Origin of the sequence: Chondromyces apiculatus DSM 436, assembly GCF_000601485.1 — a bacterium.
Taxonomy (GTDB): Bacteria; Myxococcota_A; Polyangia; order Polyangiales; family Polyangiaceae; genus Chondromyces; species Chondromyces apiculatus.
The window spans coordinates 1-18,339 of sequence record NZ_ASRX01000028.1 but is presented as its reverse complement, the minus strand read 5'-3'; the positions used below and the strand labels follow the sequence as shown (position 1 = coordinate 18,339).

The following is an 18,339-nucleotide window of genomic DNA, read 5'->3' as shown; positions in this document are numbered from 1 at the left end:
CCCACACGCCCCCCACACGCCCCATGCCGCCGAGACGTGCCTGGCTGCTGAACCTCGATGCCGACGAGGAGCTGGCGCGCCCTGCGGGCTACACCCCGAACCGCGCGGTGCTCACCCGCTCACGCGCGCTCGCGGCGCAGGTCGGCCCGCTCCTCGGCCCCGACGATGTCCTGATCTGGCCCGACGAACCGCCCCCCGCCGCGCTCCCAGACGGCTCCCCTACCTCCCTTCCCCTACCTCCCCTCCCCGGCCACGCCTGGTGCCCCACTCCCCGCGCCCTCCGCGCCCTCCGCGACGCGGGGACCGTGCCTGCGCCCGCGCCCCCTCTGGAGGTGATCCGCTGCGTCAACCACCGCCGCTTCTGCGCAGCGCTGGGCCAGCCGCTACCCGGGGCCTGCTTCGCGGACACCGTGGAGGAGATCACCCGGACCGTGGCGTCCCCCTCCCCCACGGGTCTGTGGCTCCTCAAGCGGCCCTTCGGGTTCGCTGGCCGTGGCCGCCTGCGCATCCCTGCGGGGCCCCTCGACGCGAGCGCGCTCTCATGGATCTCCGCCTCGCTCGCGCCCGACGGACGGCACGGCGGGGGCTTGCAGGTGGAGCCCTGGATGGTGCGCTGCGGTGACTTCAGCCAGCATGGCCACCTCACCCCGGCGGGCGCGCTGGTGCTCGGCGCCCCCTGCGTGCAGCGCTGCGACGAGCGAGGCACCTGGCTCGCCACGGCGCGCGCGGCGCCCGCAGACCTGGCACCCGACGAGGCGCGCGCTCTCCACGAGGCAGCCACCACCACCGGGGAGGCGCTGGCTGCCGCCGGCTACTTCGGGCCCTTCGGCATCGACGCCTTCCGCTTTCGCGACGCCGCAGGTGAGGTGCGCTGGAACCCCCGGTGCGAGATCAACGCCCGCTACACCATGGGATGGGCGACGGGCATGGGGGCCGTCCGCCCCGACCTCGCCTGAAGGACCTGCCCCGAGGGCACGTCAGGGCGTCTCCAGGACACCGCGACGACCCGGATCGGCTACGCTCCGCGCTCCGTCATGAGCGAGCACAAGCCGCGCCGCCGCACCCAGTCCTCCTGGGATCCGCCCACCGTCGTGTACCAGCCCGATGGCCAGGTCGCCGACCCCGCGGCCGTGCGCAAGGCGCTCCTGCGCAACGCCCCCGAGGCCAAGGCGAAGCAGGAAGGGCCGAAGCCGGAGGGCTCCGAGGCCGCCGAGGCCGCCGGCGCCGCCGACCCGAAGGACGCGCCGCGAGAACCCGGTGACCGCGGCCCAGACGAGGGCGCGCCCCTCGTGTCGCCCGCCATCCACGACGACCTCACCGTGCGCATGCCCGGCAAGTCCGGGATGCAGGACGATCCCACCGTCCACGTGCCGGGCAAGGCCGCCCGCTCGCGGGACTTCCAGGACGATCCGACGCGGCTCGCGCCGATACGCACGCCGCCCACCTCGAACATCCCCCCTCCCCGCAGCGACCACGACGACGACGAGGAGCGGTCACCTCAGGGCCTTCAGGAGACCGTGCAGTGGATCCTGAAGAAGCACGGCAGCAAGCTCTGGTGGCTGCACACCGCCTATGCGCTCGGCCTCGGCGCCTTCGTGGTCAGCTACGCCCAGAAGGGCTTCGAGCGCGCCCGCTGGCTCGCCGTCAGCGTGGGCGTGGCGTGGCTCGTGGTGGTGCTGTTCTTCCGGCTCTTCGGCTCAGGAGCCCGCCAGGATTTCTCCACCGCGTGGCGCAGCGCCAGGCTGCGCTTCCTGGTGATGACCTACGTCCTGAAGAACCTGTACCAGGGCATGCTCTTCTTCCTCCTGCCCTTCTACTGGAAGAGCGCCTCGTTCGAGGTCTCGAACCGCTGGTTCGTGGTGCTCCTCGGCGCCTGCGCGCTGCTCGCCACGCTCGACCTGGTCTTCGACCGGGTGCTGATGCGCTGGAAGTTCCTCGCCTCCATCTTCTACGGCGTCACCCTCTTCGCCTGCCTCAACCTGGTCATCCCGGCGCTGCTCCCGAACACCCGCACGCTCTACACGCTGATGTCGGCCGCAGCGATCGCGGTGCTCGGCTTCACCATGCTGCACCTGCCCCTCGGGGCGCTGCGGAGCCCGGGCGGCGTGGCGCTGCTCCTCACGGCGCTGGTGGGCGGGACCGGGCTCGCCTACGCGACGCGGCGGGCCATCCCGCCGGTGCCCATGTACCTGTCGAACGCCGCGGTCGGGCCGCTGACCCTCCCCGATGGGCGGCTGGCCATGGAGGTGAAGGCGCTGCACGAGTCGGTGATCGAGAAGCTGCTCGCGGTGACCGACGTGGTGGTCCCCGGCGGCAAGGGCGACCGGCTGCACCACGTATGGCGGCTGAACGGCGTGGAGATCTACCGGGCGCCCGAGGAGACCTCGGTGGTGCAGGGACCGGAGGCCACGGTGCGCCTGCAGTCATCGCTCAGCGGCCGGAAGCTTCCGCCGCGGCTCGTGGGGCACTGGGCCGTCGACGTGGAGACGGAGGACGGGCAGCTCGTCGGGCGGGTGTCGTTCGACGTGAAGGAGTAGCGCGGCTCAGGGCTCGAAGCCCAGGAGCCATACGTCCCGCCCCCCGCCGTGCGCGAGCGGCCTCTCCAGACCCTCCACAGGGAACGAGCTGTCCATGTGGCCCACCACGTAGGCCTGCTGGTCCAGGGGGGAGGTGGCGACGTCGAGCGCGACCTGCTCGACAGGTCCGCGGAGGGAGCTTGCCCAGATCAAGGCGCCGGGCCCCTCCTCGGTCGACGGCCCGAGCTTGATCACGAAGCCGTCCTTGCCGTCCAGGTGCTCGAGCCGGGTCTCGTCCTCGTCCGGCAGGGTGATCTCGCCCATCAGCGAGCCGCACAGGAGCACCCCTCCGGCGCGATCCGTGACCAGCCGCAAGCCCTCGTCGTCAGCGTCACCGCCGTAGGTGACCACCCACGCCGGGGTGCCCTCGTCGAGGGCGTAAGCCGCAAGGAAGACATCCTGCCCCCGCGCGCTCTGCGTGAGGTCCGCGCCGAAGCCCACGTTGTCGCCGCTGAAGGTGCCGGTCATCAGCACCCGCCGGTTGGACTCCACGATCACGTCCTTCGGCTGAAACACGGCGTCGGTCTGGAAGAGGTGGTGCCAGCGGTGCTCCCCGCTGCCGGCGTCGAGCGCCACGAGGAAGCCGTTCGCGTGCCCTCCCTGGCTCGACACCGGAGCATCGCTGTCTCCGTCGAAGTCGATCTCACCTTTGAAGCCACCCGCGAGGACCACCTCACCGTCGGGCCCCACGTCGACGGCCACGGGCTGGGTCGGATTGATGTTGATGGCGTGGGCCCAGACCTTCTTCCCTTCGCTGTCGAGCTTGATCACGAAGAAGCTCTCGGCGAAGCCCGCGCTCAGCGCGCTGTCGAGGTCGATGTATCCCGAGAACTCACCCACCAGGATCAGGCTCCCATCGGGTCCGACCGCCAGGCTGTGGATCCAGCTCTGACCTTCCCCGCGCAGCGCCTCCGTCCAGATGGGCTCCCCGTCAGCGTCGAGCACGGCGATGAACCCCTCCCACAGATCGGTGAACAGGCCGTCTTCGTTCTCAAGATGCTGACCCGCGATGTCGATCCCTTGCTTGTAGTCGCCGACGATCACCACCGCTCCATCGGCGATGGCTTCGAGATCCGTCACCCGGTAGTCACCGCTGCCCGAGAGATGGTGGCTCCAGACATGGCCGAGCGACACATCCAGCTTCACGACGTGGATGCTGCGCTCGTTGGGCTCTCCCATGGGGCCGCCGCCGTAGTCGATCGCGCCGCGCGCGTTGAGCGCGACGAAGACGTCTCCCGTGGTGCTGACGGCGACCCGCGCCTCGTCCTGGGTGTCGGCGTTGCCCCACGACGTGCCCTTCACGGGTGTCGCCAGGCAGTCCTGCGTGCAGGGCTCGGGAGGGGGGAGCGGGAGAGGTCCACCTGCCCCCTCACCTCCCTGTCGCTCGCTGAAATCCGCGCCCACCACGAGCGCGCAGCCCCCGGCGAAGTGCAGGAGACCCAACCCACCGATGAGCGCCGCCCCCGACCCCAGATGACGCATGATCTTCAACGGAACTGCCTCCAGAGGTATCTAGCGACTGCTCCCCCAGCCTTGCCAAACGCACCACCAGGGGAGCCCGCGAGCGCCCTCAAGGCCGGAGCGCCGCGATCCAGACATCCCTCTCCCTGACCTCCCGCTCCGGGGTGCTCGAAGGGGCGATGGGGAACCAGTTGCCGGTGTACCCCACCGCGTACACCTCACCGAGAGGCCCGGCAGCGACGTCGAGCGCCGTCTGCGCGCCTTCACCGCCGATGAGCTGACTCCAGATCTCCCTCCCCGGTCCACCCGGCCGCGAAGGGTCGAGCTTCACGACGAAACCATCTCTGGCGTTGGTGTCGTGCAGCATGCCGCCGTCGGAGAACTGGATGGTGCTCGTGGCGGCGCCCGTCAGCAGGACGTGGCCCTCCGTGTCCTTCTCGATGCGGAACCCGATGTCCTCGCTCTGACCCCCGAACGACTCGGTCCAGAGGGGTGCCAGATCATCGAGCTGGTAGGCAGCGAGGAAGGCATCCAGGCCCTCGACCGCCGAAGGCATCCCTGCTCCTTGCCCGAAATCGAGGGAGTCTCCCTGGTAGTAGCCGGTCACGAGCACTCTCTTGCTCGCTTCGACCACCACGTCGATCGCCTGGCTGGAGGCCTCGCCCGCGAAGAAACGGTGCCGCTGGTAGTCGCCGTCCTTGTTCAGGAGCACCAGGAACCCCGACTCCCTGCCGCCCGAGAGCCCCTGCATGGACTGGGCTCCGAGGGTGATGCCGCCGCGGTAGAGCCCGACGAGCACCACCTCGCTGTCAGGGCCGCAGTCCACGCCCAGCGCGTCCTGGTCCCCGCCGCCGCCGAAGGTCCTGGACCAGTGCACGTTGCCCCCGGCGTCGTACTTCACCACGTAGAGGTCGGCGCCGTCGCTGGCCGCCGCTGCGACGGCGCCGTCGTGCAGCACGAGCGAGCCGCGGTACCAGCCCACCACCACGATCCCGCCGTCGGGCGCGACCGTGACGCTCTTGCCGAAGCGCTCTTGCTGCCCACGCAAATCCCGCACCCAGAGCACCTTGGGCCCCGTGGGCCCCGTGGGGTCGAGCTTGGCCACGAACGCGGCCCGCTCGTTCGCGCGATCGAACGTCACGTCTCCCATGGTGAACGTGCCGAGGAAGCTTCCGACGAGCACCAGGTTCCCGCTGGCATCCACCACGATGTCGCCGAGGTCGTGCGCGAAATCGCTGCCCTGGGTGGTGAAGCTCCACACGTGCTCCAGGGTCGGCGTGAACTTGGCGATGTGGATGGACTGCTGGTTCCCCGTCCCGATGGCGCTGCCGCCGTAGTCCATGGAGCCGATCGTCTCCAGGGCCAGGTACACGGATCGATCCGGGGCGACGATGACCCGCACCTCGGCCTGATCGTTGTCGTTCCCGAAGATCCCGCCGTGTATCGCCGCGCCGTCGCACACCGGGGTCCCGTCACAGTTCTCGTCGTCCTGCGCGGTCGAGCAATCCTCGGCGGCCGGTTGGCTGCCGTCCGGGCACGTTCCGCCCTCGGGCGTCGCGGCATCCGGATCGACGCCCGCGTCCGACGCCTCTCCCCTCTCGCTGAAGTCCGCGCCGACCACGAGCGCGCAGCCGCCAGCGGTGTGCGCAAGCCCAGCAGCGCCGACGAGCGCCACGCCCGAGATCAGGTGACGCACGTTCAACATCAGAACTGCCTCCACACGGAGAGGGTTCCGCCGCCCGGAAGGAACGTGGGACCGACGACCGTCGCCGCGCGCGGCCGCGCCTTGCCGAAGGCCGTCTTCTCGGCGCCGCTGTCGGTCAGCACCAGGTAGACCCCCGCTCCGATGCCCAGCAGGCCCGCGAAGAAGGTCACCGTGCTGACCGTGGAGAGCGTGCGCCCCGCGCTGGCGGCGTCGGCGCCCTCGGGGCTGCACGTCGTCGCGGTGCACTCGTCGTCGACGGTGGACTTCTTGCCGAGCACCAGCCCGCCCAGGATCAGGCTCGTCGTCAAGCTGGCGGCGCCGACACCCCCGACGACATACCCCACCGTGCGCCGCGAGAGGCCACCCGAGGAGGCTCCGACCGTGGCGGTCGCCTCGCTCGCCTCGCCCGCGGCCTCGTCCAGCATCACCGTGCGCACCTCGCCTGCCGCGAGCAGCACGCTCTGGCGCGTCCTGGGCGCACCCGGGATCTCCACCTCGATCTCGTGGCGCCCCGGATCCACGGCCGTCTCCACGCCCATCTCCTCGGGCAAGAGCTGCTGCCCGTCGCGGAAGACGCGGGCCCCGGCGGGCATCGAGCGCGGCGGCTTCACCGTGAGGCGGGCGACGCGCGCCACGAGGAGCGCCGCTTGCTCCTTCGCGAAGGGCACCCGCTGGTCCCCGGGCGCGAGGCGTTCCAGCGCGGCGTTGTAGCTGTGGAGCGCGCCGGCGAGCTGGCCGAGGTGCTCCTGACAGAGGGCGAGGTTGAGGAAGGTCCCGGGCGCGGGCTCGATCTTCGCGCTCTCCTCGAAGCGGGGGCATGCCGCGACGTAGTCCTCGCGCGCCATGGCCGCGCGGCCATCACGGAAGAGCGTGGCAGCGCGCGGGTCCGGACGCGGCGCGGGCTCGGCGAGCGCGCTCGGGGCGCGGACGGCCTGGACCGACAGCGCGAGGAGAAGGATGCCCGCCCGGATCCAGCAGCGATCAGCCATGGGCACAGGCCAGGAATATCCCAACCTTGCCCGCGCAGGGAACGCCTTCAGTACTGGCTGTCGAGGTTTGGCGCCGACTTCGTGGAGCGTGGTCGGGTCGCCGCCGGGATGGCGGACGTGGAGCGTCCGTTCGGCGCCGTCGTCGTGCGGCCCGTCCCGTCACCACCCGACGAGGGGGCGCGCTGAGCGTTTGCGGTGACGGCGGTGGAAGCTCCCTGAGGTGCGGGGGGCTGCGAAGCGACGGTAGCGCTGCCGGAGGGGCTCTCCGCGGGTGCTTCCGCGGGGGGCGCGCTGGGCGCTGGCGCTGCGGGCAAGGCTGCACCCTGCGCAGGCTGGACCTGCGGGGCCTCGCCCGGGCGTTCCGGAGAGGGGATCGCAGTCGCCGCGGCAGCGGTGTCGGGGATCGCTTCCGAGCGCCGTGTCTTCGCCCAGTACACGCCGGCCGCAGCGAGGGCCATCGCAGGGATCACCAGCGCCATCACCAGGAGCGCGGTGCGCAGCGGCCCCCCTGCCCCCAGCGTGCCCCGTTGCCCCTCGGTGACCACCGGCAGGTGGGTCCGCAGCGCGGCTTCCTGCTGCGTCGGCGAGAACGGCTGCCCCACGGTCACCGGCATCGGCCAGCTCACGCTGGAGACAGCGAGGTTCGGCAGCGCGTCGCCGGTGGATGCCGTCGCCGCCTTCACCGCGCGCTGCATCGCGCGCACGTCCGGGAACCGGTAGGCACGATCGAAGGCGAGGGCGCGGTCGACGAGCACACCCACCATCGGCGGCACCGGCACGATGCTCGCGAGCGGCGGCGCGGGCTGGGTCATCGCCAGCAGCAGCACCTCGTTCGCCGTCTCCGCGCGGTGCACCTCGTGCCCTGCGAGCAGCGCGAAGAGCGTCGCCCCGACGGCCCACTGATCCGTGGTGGCGTCGACCATCTCCCACCGACCCCGCGCTTGCTCCGGCGCCAGGAAGGCCGGGGTGCCCATCGCCACCCCCGACTGCGTGGTGTGGCTGTCCTGCTCCACGATGCGCGCGATGCCGAAGTCGAGCACCTTCACCTGGCCGCCCGTGGTGATGAACACGTTGTCTGGCTTGAGGTCGCGGTGCACGATCCCCGCCGCGTGCGCCGTCGCCAGCACGTCGAGGAGCTGATCGGCCATGGCCAGCACCTCGCCCACGGGCATCCTGCCCCCGAAGCGTCGCGCCCGCGCCCCGGCCGTCTCCCCTTCGAGCAGCTCCATCACCAGGAAGACCGAGCCGTCGTCGGCGACCTCGTCGTCGGTCACCACCACCACGCCGGGGTGGTTCACCTTGTTGGCGACGTAGCCTTCCGTGAGAAAGCGGCGCTTGATCTCGGGGACCGCCGACATCTCCGGGTGGAGCATCTTGATCGCGACCCGGTTGCCGTTGCGGTGCGTGGCCACGTAGACCGCCGCCATCCCGCCGATGCCCACCAGCCCGTCGAGACGGTACTTGCCCTTGAGGATGCGTCCGACACGCCCACGTGCGCGGACCAGGATGGAATCGGGGGCAGACATGGTCGGCTGGACGCCCCGAGCGCACCTCGGGCACCGACGAGCGTAAACGAAAGCCCCTGCCGCAGGAAGGCATCCTCACCAGAGCGCCTCACGGAGACCAGATCTGCGGCAGACCTGGAATCCTTGAACCCACCGGGGTGTTTCATCCCTGAACGCCCCCTGCAGCCCCTGCGTGCAACCCTGCACGCGACCCCTGCGCAATCCCGCGCAACGCCGTGAGCAACGCAGCGCGGCGACCCCACCGGCCCCCCTCACCGCCTCATGGTAGGGTGGCTAAGAGCGCTCAGGACGCCCCCCGATGCAGTTCTCTCTCTTCGTCACCCTGTTGACCGCCATCACCGGCGGCCTTGCTTTCTACGTTCACCGCCGCCTCTCCACGGCCTTCGGCTTCTCACCCCGCACCCGCCGCATCCTCGGCATCCTCCTCGCCGTCTCGCTCCTTGCCCTTCCCCTGGGGCGCCTCGCCCGCTCGATCGTGCCCACGGGTGGAGCCCGGATGCTGTCGTCCGTGGGCTTCCTCCTGACGCTCTCGCTCCTGATCACCGGCGTGTGCCTCGCCCTCACCGACCTCCTGCGCCTGGTCCTCCGTCTCGCGCGCCGCATCGTGCTCCGCGGCGAGAGCCGTGACGGGACCCGCGACGCGACCTCTCCAGCCGGCGCGCTGGTGGCCAGCGACGACACCGCTGCACGCGCAGACGACACCGCTGCACGCGTGGACGACGCCCCTGCACGCGCAGACGACGCCCCTGCACGCGCAGACGACGGGGCCTCACGCCCTGTCCCTCCGCAGCGCCCTCTCGCCGCCGACGCCCCGGCGCTGGCCCTCCCGCGCCGCGACTTCCTCGCGCAGGGTGCTGCCAGTGCGGCCCTGCTCGCGGGCGCTGGCACCTCGCTCTACGGCGCGCTGGTCGGCCGCCACGACTACGTCATCGAGGAGGTCGCCGTCCGCATCCCGGGCCTCCCGCGCAGCCTCGACGGGTTCACCCTCCTCCAGTTCTCCGACATCCACTTCGGTCTCTTCATCGGCGAGCGCGAGATCGCCGTCGCCGAGGACCTGGTGCGCAAGGCCCGAGGTGACCTCGTGGTCCTCACCGGAGACCTCATCGACAACGACCCTGCCTACGCCGACATGCTCGGCCGCTTCACCCGCCGCATCGCGCCCCTCACCCGCGGGGGCGTCTCGGCCATCCCCGGCAACCACGATCACTTCGCGGGGATCGACGCCACCGTGGGCGCTCTCGAGCGCGGCGGCGCGACGGTGCTGCGCAACCGCGGCCAGGTCATCGGCGACAAGGGCGGCGCCTTCGCCCTGCTCGGCGTGGACGACGTCTGGGCCCGCAAGCGCATCCCTGGCGGCGGCCCCGACCTCGCCCGCGCCCTCGCCGACGTCCCTCCCGACCTCGCACGCGTGCTCCTCGCCCACAACCCCGTCTACTTCCCCGAAGCGGCGGGCCAGGTCGCGCTCCAGCTCAGCGGCCACACCCACGGCGGCCAGGTGAACCCCGTGGTGCACCCGGGCTCCTGGGTCCTCCCCTACGGCTACGTCGCTGGCCTCTACCAGCGCGACGGCTCCACGCTCTACGTCAACCGCGGCTTCGGCGTCGCCGGCCCCCCCGCGCGCGTCAACGCGCCCCCCGAGCTGACCCGCATCGTCCTCGTCGCTGCCTGACCGTGCACCTCGTCAGTCGGTGTGTGCGACGGCGCGGACCTCGATCAACTGATGAGGGAAGGCCAGCGCGGTCACCCCGATGAGGGTACCGGCCGGCCGATGGTCGCCCACATACTCCTTGAACAGAGCCACGCAGGGCTCGAAGTGTTCCTTCGGGTTCGTCAGAAAGATCTCCATCTCGGCGATGTTCGACCTCGTGACCCCGAATCCCTTCAGCACGCGATCGAGGTTCTCCAGCGTCTGTCGGGTCTGAGCCTCGATGTCGCCCTCGCCAACGAACGCGCCCTGCATGTCGTGGGAGAACTGTCCCGAGATGTAGATGGTGCCGTTAACGCAGTAGCCCTGGGTGACGCCGAAAGCTTCTTCCCAGGAGACCCCGTGATTGTAGGTCCTGGCCTTGGTGGTCATGTCCGTCTTCCTTCCTGTCCCCGTGACATCGACGAGGCGCTGGTTTCTCTAGCCGGTTGATTGACGAATGGACGTCCCTACAGAAGCGAAACGCGCGACGCTCGGGCCGTGCTGCGCGCAAATCTGACGGACATCCTGGTCTTCATGGCCGTCGTCGATGCAGGAAGCTTCGTCGCCGGGGGACAAGCCATGGGCCTGTCCCGATCGGCGGCGGGAAAGGCCGTCATCCGCCTGGAGAACAGGCTCGGTGCGCGCCTCCTGAACCGCACCACGAGGACGCTGAGCCTCACCGACGAAGGGCGGGTGTTCTACGAGCACGGGCTGCAGATCCTGGCGTCGGTCGACGACGCGGAGGCGAGCGTGGCCGGGGGGAGCGGCACGCCACGAGGCGTTCTGCGACTCACCGTTCCCGATGCCTTCGGGCGGCTCGTGGTTCTACCCCTGATCAAGAAGTACCTGGAGGCCTGGCCGGACATCCAGGTCGAGGTGAGCTTCACCGATCGCGTGGCCGACATCGTCGAGGAAGGCTTCGATCTGGCGGTGAGGATCGGGGTCACGACGCCGGACACACGGCTGGTCTCCCGGGTGGTCGCCAGGTACAAGGCCGTGCTCTGTGCCTCGCCGTCCTACCTCGCCGAGCGCGGCGAGCCGCTGGACATCGAGGATCTCGCAGCCCACGACTGCCTGTTCTTCAGCAGCCGAAAGCAGAGGCAAAGCTGGCGCTTTCGCGGTGAAGGAGGTTCCTGGGTCAAGGCGCAGGGTCGTAGCCGCTTGAGGCTCGACAGCGGAGAAGCGATCCGGGACGCCGCCATCGCGGGACTCGGCATCGCGTTTCTTCCGGACTTCCTGGTCGCAGCAGACCTGGCCGCGGGCCGCCTCCGGCTGGTTCTCTCCGATCTTGAGGCTGATGACGACGTGAAGATCCTGACGCTCTATCCCAGCAAGCGTCTCCTGGAGCCTCGTGTCAGGCGCTTCATCGAGCTCATGGTCGAAGCGCTCGGGACCTGATGTGCCAACCTCGCACGCAGAAGCAGAAATCGACACGACAAATCGCAACGCCCGCGCCCACCAACGCGCCCCCGAGCTGATCCGCATCGCCCTGGTCACCGCCTGCCGCTGTGCCCGCAATGCCGTGGTGCCATGGCACCCCGGTTGCTTTCTCGTGGGGGATGCACCGCAGCACGACCCACCTACCCGCTGGACGTCCCGGCGCTGATCGGCAACGAACGGCGCCCGCGCCCGAGATCGTGGAGGCGCCGCCCACAGTGCTCATCCATCACGTCCGCAGCACACCCCAGGCCGTCGCCGAGGTGCTCACGGGCGCCGCAGCGGGCGCTGCACTGGGTGCCATGATCGGCCCCCCCGGCATCGTGGCGGGCGCCCTCCTGGGCGGCCTGGTGGGCGCTGCTGCCGAGGTCATGCTCGACCGCGATCGCGCCCGCGCTGCGCAGCACGAGGCCGAACTCGACACCGCGCTAGGCGTGCTCGACGGGTACATCGGCGAGGCCCCGGCCAACCAGACTGCGCCACGCCTCGGCGTCTACTCCGCGGCCACCGCGACCCTCTCTGGCAGCGCCGCGCGCGCGCCGCAGCCGAGCGAAGGCCCCTTCCAGAACGTCGACGCTGCGTGAGCCGCCCCTGCTGGGTCCTGCCGTGAGCAGCACAGATGCGCGCACATCTGCGCCTGGCACCTGCTTTGCTCGCACCCACGCCATGACCCACGATGCACATGAAGGCCGCCGCGCCGTGAGGGCGCCCGAGTCAATGTCGAGCTGGGGATTGCCCGAACGGGAGCCCCTCGAACCGCACCCGCTTCCGCCCGAGGACGTGCCCCTCTCCGAGCACCGCACCTCGACGATCCCGACCGTGCTTTCGGAGGCGCTGGCGGGAGTCGTCGCGGGCGCTGCGCTCGGCACCGTGGGCAGCCCGCCAGGCATCGTGGTCGGCGCCGTGGTCGGAGCCATCGTCGGTGCCAACGCGGACGTGGTGGTGAAGCGAGATAGGCATGAACGCCACGACGATCGACGCGCTGCCTGACGCGCCGCCTGACACGGGGGACCCGCACGCGCGTCACCGTGACTCGACGGTACCGTGGCTTGACGACCGGGGGAGCCGCTTGTTACCCGCTCGACATGGCGCTTCCCTCCAGCCTCTCGGTGCTCGGTCCTTCGGCCCCTGTCGCTCCCGCCACCCTCGATGCCCTGGAGCGCGCGCTCGGATACCGCCTGCCTCGCGCGTACCGTGATCTCCTCTGCCACCACGGCGCTGGCAGGCTCCTCGGGGAGTTCTGGCTCGCGGCCCCCGAGCCGGCCGAGTTCGCGCATGCGGACCTCGCCGAGCGCGTCGCCGGGTGGAACCCCGAAGCGCGCACGGCCTCGCCGATCGAGGACATCCCGTTTGAAGAGTGGAAGCGCCTCATCGTGTTCGCCGCCCGCGACCGGCTCGAGCTCGCCTTCTTGAAGGGCGACGAGGACGGCCCTCTCTGGGTCGTGCACGAAGAGTTCGGGCGCGCCGTGCGCTTCGACTCCTTCGAGGCCCTGGTGCGCGACCGCGCCCGCCTCGACGACGCCGTCCCCCCTGCGGAAGGATGCCGCTGGGACTTCCCCGCGAGCTACGTGACGGACAACCTGGATCTCGACACCCAGCTCGACCACGCGCTGAGCGACGACAGCGCGCTGAGCGACGACCACGATCCCGTGAACGCCGTGCTCGACACCTTGCTGGAGCGCGCGTCGGGCTACGCGGTGTGGTCCCACGCCTTCGAGTCGTGGGTGCGCGCCGCTGGCACCCACCGGGACGCCCCGGACTTCCGCGCTGGAGGAGAGCGCATCGTGCGCAACTACCGCGAGCGTCTCCCGGGCCTCTGGGAGCGACACCATGCCGCCGAGGGCGTGGCGCTCCTGCGCGCGGGCCTGACCCCCGCGACCATCGCCACCCTCGTCCTCCACCCCGACCTCGCCTTCCTGAACGCGCGCCTCACCGTCGGCGAGCAGGGCGACTTCACCTACGCCTCGATCACCACGGACACCCCGATTCCGGAGACCGTCGCGATCTCTGCCGAGGACGCGAGCGGCAATCAGGGCCCCTGGCGCCACAAGTTCGAGCCTTCCGGCGAGGAGCCCGCAAGCATGTTCGTGCCGTTCGGACCGTTCATCCCCCGCCGGGTGCGGATCGCCCCCGCAGACGCCTGAGCCCGTGGACGGCGAGCGCCCTCCGCAACGGCACGCCACGGCTCGTTCGCACCATTGCATCACATATTCGCAAGACCCACCGCGCAGTGCGTTCATCGATACACAGCGCACCGCGCGACACACCGCGCGTGCGCACCCTTCGCTCCGCGCCGCTTCACTGGTTTTGCGGGGCGTACGTCTCCCTGCTTTCACCTTGTGCATCCCCCATCCACGCCTAGACTGAGGATCATGAAAATCGCTTGGACCATTCCGTTGCTTGCCCTCTCCCTCACGGCTTTCACCGGCTGCGCCTCGGACGACGGTGAGGACCCTGGCCCCACCGACCCCGAGGCCGTCACCATCGCCGAGGCGCGCGCCCAGGAGGCCGACTCCGAGGCGACCGTCGAGGGCACCGTCACCGTCGCTCCCGGCATCTTCACCTCCTCCATCGGCGACCAGGGCTTCGCCATCCAGGACGACACCGGCGGCATCTACGTCAGCGCCCCTGCGCAGCTCGACGTCGAGCTCGGCGACAAGGTGCGCATCCACGGCAGCCTGAAGCAGGTCGCGCAGCTCACCACCCTCGTCGCGGACGCTGCGAGCCTCGAAGTGCTCGAAGGCACTGCGGCCATCACCCCGGAGGACGTCACCACCGGCCGCATCGGTGAGGACACCGAGGGCACCCTCGTCCGCGTCTCCGGCGCCCTCACCAAGGCCATCGAGGACGACACCCCCTACGGCCACAAGATCTACATCGACGACGGCTCGGGCGAGGTGCAGATCTTCGTGCACATCGTCGACGGCGCCCCCATCGTCTCCCTCGACGGCCTCGACATGGGCGACGAGATCGAGGTGACCGGCCTCTCCGCGCAGTACGAGGCGACCTACGAGGTGGCGCCCCGCCTCGCCACCGACCTCACCGTCGCTGCCGCCCCCTGAAGCGGCACGGCCTGCGCCGGCAGGCCCCTCAGCACGACCCCCGCCGCGCCAGCGCCTGCTCAGCGCGTGAAGCCCAGCATACCCCTCAAGGCATGAGGCCCGGCGTCTCCCTCAAGGCGTGAGGCCCAGCGTCCGCCGCAGCGTCTCCGCGAAGGGACTCTCGGGGTGACGCTCCAGGAAGGCCTCGCCCCGGCTGCGGGCCTCCGCGCCCCGGCCGCTCGACATGAGCGCGGTGATCATCAGCACCTCGCGCTCCTGCCAGAAGACGCCCTTCGGAAAGCGGCTGTGCCCCTCCTGCGCCATGGCGGCAGCGCGGGCCGGATCGGTGCGGGAGAGCTGGCGCAGGGTGGCGAGGTGCTCCATCTCGTCCTTGAGCGTCGGCCCCTCCTGCGCCGGCGTCTCGCCCGCAGCGGACGACGTCGCCGAGGAGGGAGGCGCGCCCCTCACGGCAACTTCCGGTGCTGTCGGTGAAGCCCCCTCGATGCCGCTGCGTGCCCCCGCAGCGACCCGCTCGGGCGTGCCCGCCGTCGCTGCCCCTCGGCCTGCGCCTGGCGCTCCGGGCTCAGCGCCGTTCTCCGCGATGCTGCCTGAGCCAGCGCGCTGTCCGGGCGACTGTCCGCTGGGAGCCTCTTGCGCGCCCTGCGCACGCGTCCTGGTACCGCTCTCGCCGGTGGCACTCTCGCCGGTGGCGCGCGCCTCGGGGGCGCTCTCGCGCACCTGCGCGCTCGTGACCACCATGGGCTTCTCCGGCGCGCGGTTCTGGAGGACCACCCCGGCGCCGAGCGCGCCCAGCACTGCCAGACCCGCCACGATCTTCGCCGCCAGCAGGCCACCGCCAGTGGAGAGGCCCGGGATGGCGATCGGTCCCATCTCCGCCGCGCCCCCCGCGAGCCCACCGGCGCCTCCCGCCTCGCCTCCCGCGAGGCGCCCGGTGCCGCTCACGTCACCTCCCCCATCCAGCAGCGCGCTGCCCCCGTCGCCTCCCGCGTCCAGGCCCTCGCCCTCGCTGCCGGCGCTCCCCCCGTCGCTCCCCGCGCCGTCGCCACCGCCGCCCGGATCGTCCTCGGGCCCTCCGGCGCCACTGGCGATCAGCGCCTCGAAGCGCGCGAATCCCGCAGCCACATCGTACTCGGAGGCGTGGGGCAGCGCGGCGCGCAGGTCATCGCGCAGCGCCGCCGGCATCGCCTCGTCCTCTTGCAGGCGCATCGGAAACTCGCTCACAGCTCACCTCCTGCCGCCTGTCCCGTGATCCGCCGGGCTGCCACCGGGCCGCCTCGCTCCAGCCGCTCGTGAGCCTTCTGGAAGGCGCGCCGCGCCGCGAACAACCGCGAGTGCACGGTCCCCACCGGGATCCCCAGCCCACGCGCGATGTCCTCGCAGGACTCGCCCATCATCTCGTACAGAACGAACACGGCTCTCCGGTCCACATCGAGGTCGTCGAGCGCCCGCTGCACCCGCGCCAGCGCGTCGCGGTGCTCGGCCATTTCCTGGGGCGACGACGCGGTCTCGATGGCGCGGTCGAGGGCCGCCTCGTCCGGCACCACCCGGCGCCGCCGCTCGGTGCGCTTGTGGGTGGAGACCACGCGCAGGGCAATCTCGGCGAGCCAGGTGGTCGGCTTGGCGCCCCCCTCCTCGAACCCCCCGCGGCGGTGCACCGTCAGAAAGACCTCCTGCACCACGTCGTCCACCTCTCCCTGCGGCACCCCGAGGCGCGCCACGAAGGCCGCCACGAACCCGGCATGAGCCCGGAACAGCACATCGGCCCTCACCCGCACCCCCCCTCCAGCCGCGGCGGACGCGGCGACCGGAAGCGCGGGTTGCAGGGAGGCGCCAGGCTGCACCCCCCTGGATGGCCGGTGCCCGGTGTTCGCTTCACGGTTTCTTGCGCCCCCCTCCGGAGAGCCCCGGACCGGGGACCCACCCCTGCTGCCACCTCTGCCCACCCCCCGGACCAGCGGGGCTACGAAGGCGCGTGCCTCGACGGCAAGCCCCTGAGCCTCTCACGGCACAGGACATCGTCCGGGTGGAGAACACCCTACTCGAACTCGACGCGGACCGAGGCTCCCTCACGGAGGATGCGCACGCGCCGGTCCATGCCCACCTGGAACTGCGGCACCTCCATCATCTGGACGCAGCGTTCCGCGGTGCCCATCCACCCTGGCCCACCCGCGTCGGGCTGGATGGCCAGCGAGAAGCGCAGGATGTCTTTCTTCCCCTGCGACCACCCGGTCCGCTCCCAGCCCTGGATACGCGCCCACCCGGGCTCCCCGCGCTCGAGCACCTTGGCGCGCCGCATCTCGCCGCCCACCGCGAGGCACACCATGTACCCCATGTACCCGAAGAACACGAGAACGCCGACGGCGGCCAGCAAGAGAATGACGACCATCGCGAGAGTCTACTTTCCTCCGCAGCACCGTGTCCCGTGCTGGCACGACCCTCGTCGGACCTCGGCGCGCGCTGCGACGGGCCCACCGCGATCGTTCGTTCAGCAAACTTCAGACGCCGGGGTGACGGCGAGCCCATCGACGGGGTCATCGGGCGCCATGCACGCCATGCGCGGTCACGGAGACGTCTCTCCAGCTTTGTCTACGGCGCGCCACCGAGGACGCGCCTTTCGAGGGAGGCTCTGATAGGCCGCGTCGTCCAGCGCAGCCATCGCCACCTTCGTCACGAGGAGATTACCTGTGTTGCGCGTTGACGCTTATCAACCGACGTGCTGCCGTCACGGCGTCAAGGGTCAAGGAGAGTTCATGCAGCCGTTGGAAGTGCCGAACTGGGAGCGGGCGAACGCGGACTTCGCTCAAGAGTTCGAGCGTGGGTACAAGGAGGCCAAGGCCGCGCTGGAGGCGGGTGACGAAGATCGGAACGGCGAAAGCTCGTCCGTCTTCTACATCGACGTGCTCCTGGAGAACGTGGTCGACGGGGAGCACGCTCAGCACATGCCGTCGTTCTACGCGGCCGGGTGGGAAGCCGGAATTGCGCGTCGCCGCTCCGGCGAGGCCACGCTGAGCGTCGTAAATGGTCCCGACAGCCGGGAGGCGAGCCTCACCGGTCAACTGCGGTGGGTCGTGCGGCTCAACCGCTGAAGAGCACCCTGTGGAGGAAGCTCCACATCAGCACGCGGTGTCGAGGCCACCAAGCGCGGTTGGTCAAAACTGACCACTACCCCCCGAGGCGAGAACAAAACTCCACCTGGCGCCCCGTCAGGCCTCCAACATCTCCGCCGCCCCTCCCACCTTTCCCCTCACCACAGCGCGAGCAACGCTCCCAGGCTGATCCCCACCCCGGCCAGCGGGAACCGCCGCGCGGCGACCACCGTCCCCTCGGCGTCGACGATCTGCAGCTCGGGGCGGAGGCCCGGGAAGTAGCCGTCCACACCGAGAACGAGGCCGAGGGGACGCGCCACGTGCCAGGTGGCGTCGAGGCGGAGGGCGGGGGTGATCCAGGGGGAGACGGCGGTGCGCGGGTCGGGGACGGAGAGGCCGCTGGCGTTGACGGCGCCCGCGAGGAGGCCGGCGCAGGCGCGGAGCCGGATCAGGTCGCGGGGCCAGCCGGCGGCGCAGGCGTCGAGGCGGCCGGCGATGAGCGAGGACTCGGCTGTCGCGCTCTCGACGGAGGTGGTGGCGGTGCCGGAGACCAGCGCGGAGGCGCGCAGCTCGGCGCGGCGGGAGAGGGACAGCTCGATGGTGGGGGCGATGCCGTAGGTGATCGCGGGCAGGACGTTGAGGAGGGCCATGCCCTCGACGCCCACGGAGAGGACGACGCCAGCGCGGGCGTCGGCGCGGGAGGTGGACGTGGCTCCGGGAGCGGGGGCGCCGGGGGGGACAGGGGTCCACGCAGGGGTCCAGGGGGGCTGCGCCCAGGGAGAAGGAGGCGACCACGGGCCCGGGGGGGCG

17 protein-coding genes and 1 pseudogene are annotated in these 18,339 nt (G+C 71.0%); 9 read left to right on the top strand and 9 right to left on the bottom strand.

The features are described 5' to 3' along the window. Positions 1-23: 23 nt before the first annotated feature. Positions 24-956: an ATP-grasp domain-containing protein gene (locus CAP_RS19210; RefSeq protein WP_044243123.1), complete on the top strand. Its 933-nt coding sequence runs from the start codon at positions 24-26 to the stop codon at positions 954-956. Between the two features lie 78 nt (positions 957-1,034). After that, positions 1,035-2,537 carry a DUF5924 family protein gene (locus tag CAP_RS19205; protein ID WP_052375502.1) on the top strand — a complete coding sequence of 501 codons (1,503 nt, stop codon included), beginning with the start codon at positions 1,035-1,037 and terminating at the stop codon, positions 2,535-2,537. A gap of 6 nt (positions 2,538-2,543) precedes the next feature. Here the strand turns inward: CAP_RS19205 and CAP_RS19200 are convergent, their stop codons facing one another. From CAP_RS19200 to CAP_RS44950, 4 genes are all read right to left on the bottom strand, one after another. Then, entirely contained in the window at positions 2,544-4,058 is a 1,515-nt protein-coding gene (locus CAP_RS19200) for an NHL repeat-containing protein (RefSeq protein WP_197041259.1), read from the bottom strand. Positions 4,059-4,146: 88 nt separating this feature from the next. Then, positions 4,147-5,742 carry a hypothetical protein gene (locus CAP_RS19195; RefSeq protein ID WP_044243117.1) on the bottom strand — a complete coding sequence of 532 codons (1,596 nt, stop codon included), beginning with the start codon at positions 5,740-5,742 and terminating at the stop codon, positions 4,147-4,149. After that, on the bottom strand, positions 5,742-6,731 hold the full coding sequence (locus CAP_RS19190) for a tetratricopeptide repeat protein (RefSeq protein WP_044243115.1): 990 nt from the start codon (positions 6,729-6,731) through the stop codon (positions 5,742-5,744). Before CAP_RS19190 ends, CAP_RS19195 begins: the two co-directional genes overlap by 1 nt. A gap of 47 nt (positions 6,732-6,778) precedes the next feature. Beyond that, entirely contained in the window at positions 6,779-8,257 is a 1,479-nt protein-coding gene (locus tag CAP_RS44950) for a serine/threonine-protein kinase (protein ID WP_052375501.1), read from the bottom strand. Positions 8,258-8,555: 298 nt separating this feature from the next. On the opposite strand from CAP_RS44950, the gene CAP_RS19180 reads away from it, so the two are divergent. After that, positions 8,556-9,926, top strand: a complete 1,371-nt coding sequence (locus CAP_RS19180; protein ID WP_052375500.1) for a metallophosphoesterase — start codon at positions 8,556-8,558, stop codon at positions 9,924-9,926. Between the two features lie 12 nt (positions 9,927-9,938). Here the strand turns inward: CAP_RS19180 and CAP_RS19175 are convergent, their stop codons facing one another. After that, the gene (locus CAP_RS19175; RefSeq protein ID WP_044243112.1) at positions 9,939-10,334 is read right to left on the bottom strand and encodes a RidA family protein; all 396 of its coding nucleotides are present in this window, start codon (positions 10,332-10,334) and stop codon (positions 9,939-9,941) included. A 108-nt stretch (positions 10,335-10,442) separates the two neighbouring features. On the opposite strand from CAP_RS19175, the gene CAP_RS19170 reads away from it, so the two are divergent. The 5 genes from CAP_RS19170 to CAP_RS19150 all read left to right on the top strand — a co-directional run bounded on the left by CAP_RS19170 (position 10,443) and on the right by CAP_RS19150 (position 14,443). Further along, positions 10,443-11,342 (top strand): LysR family transcriptional regulator, encoded by a 900-nt coding sequence (locus CAP_RS19170; protein ID WP_044243109.1) that lies wholly within the window; start codon positions 10,443-10,445, stop codon positions 11,340-11,342. A gap of 161 nt (positions 11,343-11,503) precedes the next feature. Next, the gene (locus CAP_RS19165) at positions 11,504-11,965 is read left to right on the top strand and encodes a glycine zipper domain-containing protein (RefSeq protein ID WP_197041258.1); all 462 of its coding nucleotides are present in this window, start codon (positions 11,504-11,506) and stop codon (positions 11,963-11,965) included. Between the two features lie 82 nt (positions 11,966-12,047). Then, a complete protein-coding gene (locus tag CAP_RS19160; RefSeq protein WP_156040939.1) occupies positions 12,048-12,371 on the top strand; it encodes a hypothetical protein in 324 nt (107 codons plus the stop codon). Between the two features lie 95 nt (positions 12,372-12,466). Next, a complete protein-coding gene (locus CAP_RS19155) occupies positions 12,467-13,525 on the top strand; it encodes an SMI1/KNR4 family protein (RefSeq protein ID WP_044243099.1) in 1,059 nt (352 codons plus the stop codon). A 228-nt stretch (positions 13,526-13,753) separates the two neighbouring features. Continuing rightward, on the top strand, positions 13,754-14,443 hold the full coding sequence (locus CAP_RS19150) for a DNA-binding protein (protein WP_044243098.1): 690 nt from the start codon (positions 13,754-13,756) through the stop codon (positions 14,441-14,443). Between the two features lie 111 nt (positions 14,444-14,554). On the opposite strand, the gene CAP_RS19145 is transcribed toward CAP_RS19150, so the two are convergent. The 3 genes from CAP_RS19145 to CAP_RS19135 all read right to left on the bottom strand — a co-directional run bounded on the left by CAP_RS19145 (position 14,555) and on the right by CAP_RS19135 (position 16,829). After that, the gene (locus CAP_RS19145; RefSeq protein ID WP_044243096.1) at positions 14,555-15,664 is read right to left on the bottom strand and encodes a hypothetical protein; all 1,110 of its coding nucleotides are present in this window, start codon (positions 15,662-15,664) and stop codon (positions 14,555-14,557) included. Continuing rightward, on the bottom strand, positions 15,661-16,212 hold the full coding sequence (locus CAP_RS19140; protein WP_044243247.1) for an RNA polymerase sigma factor: 552 nt from the start codon (positions 16,210-16,212) through the stop codon (positions 15,661-15,663). Before CAP_RS19140 ends, CAP_RS19145 begins: the two co-directional genes overlap by 4 nt. Before the next feature lie 266 nt (positions 16,213-16,478). After that, positions 16,479-16,829, bottom strand: a complete 351-nt coding sequence (locus CAP_RS19135; RefSeq protein WP_044243094.1) for a hypothetical protein — start codon at positions 16,827-16,829, stop codon at positions 16,479-16,481. Positions 16,830-17,193: 364 nt separating this feature from the next. Between CAP_RS19135 and CAP_RS19130 the strand changes: the two genes are divergently transcribed. Beyond that, a complete protein-coding gene (locus CAP_RS19130; protein WP_044243092.1) occupies positions 17,194-17,529 on the top strand; it encodes a hypothetical protein in 336 nt (111 codons plus the stop codon). Between the two features lie 158 nt (positions 17,530-17,687). Here the strand turns inward: CAP_RS19130 and CAP_RS52405 are convergent. After that, positions 17,688-18,339 (bottom strand): annotated as a pseudogene (locus CAP_RS52405) (hypothetical protein); the annotation flags it as partial.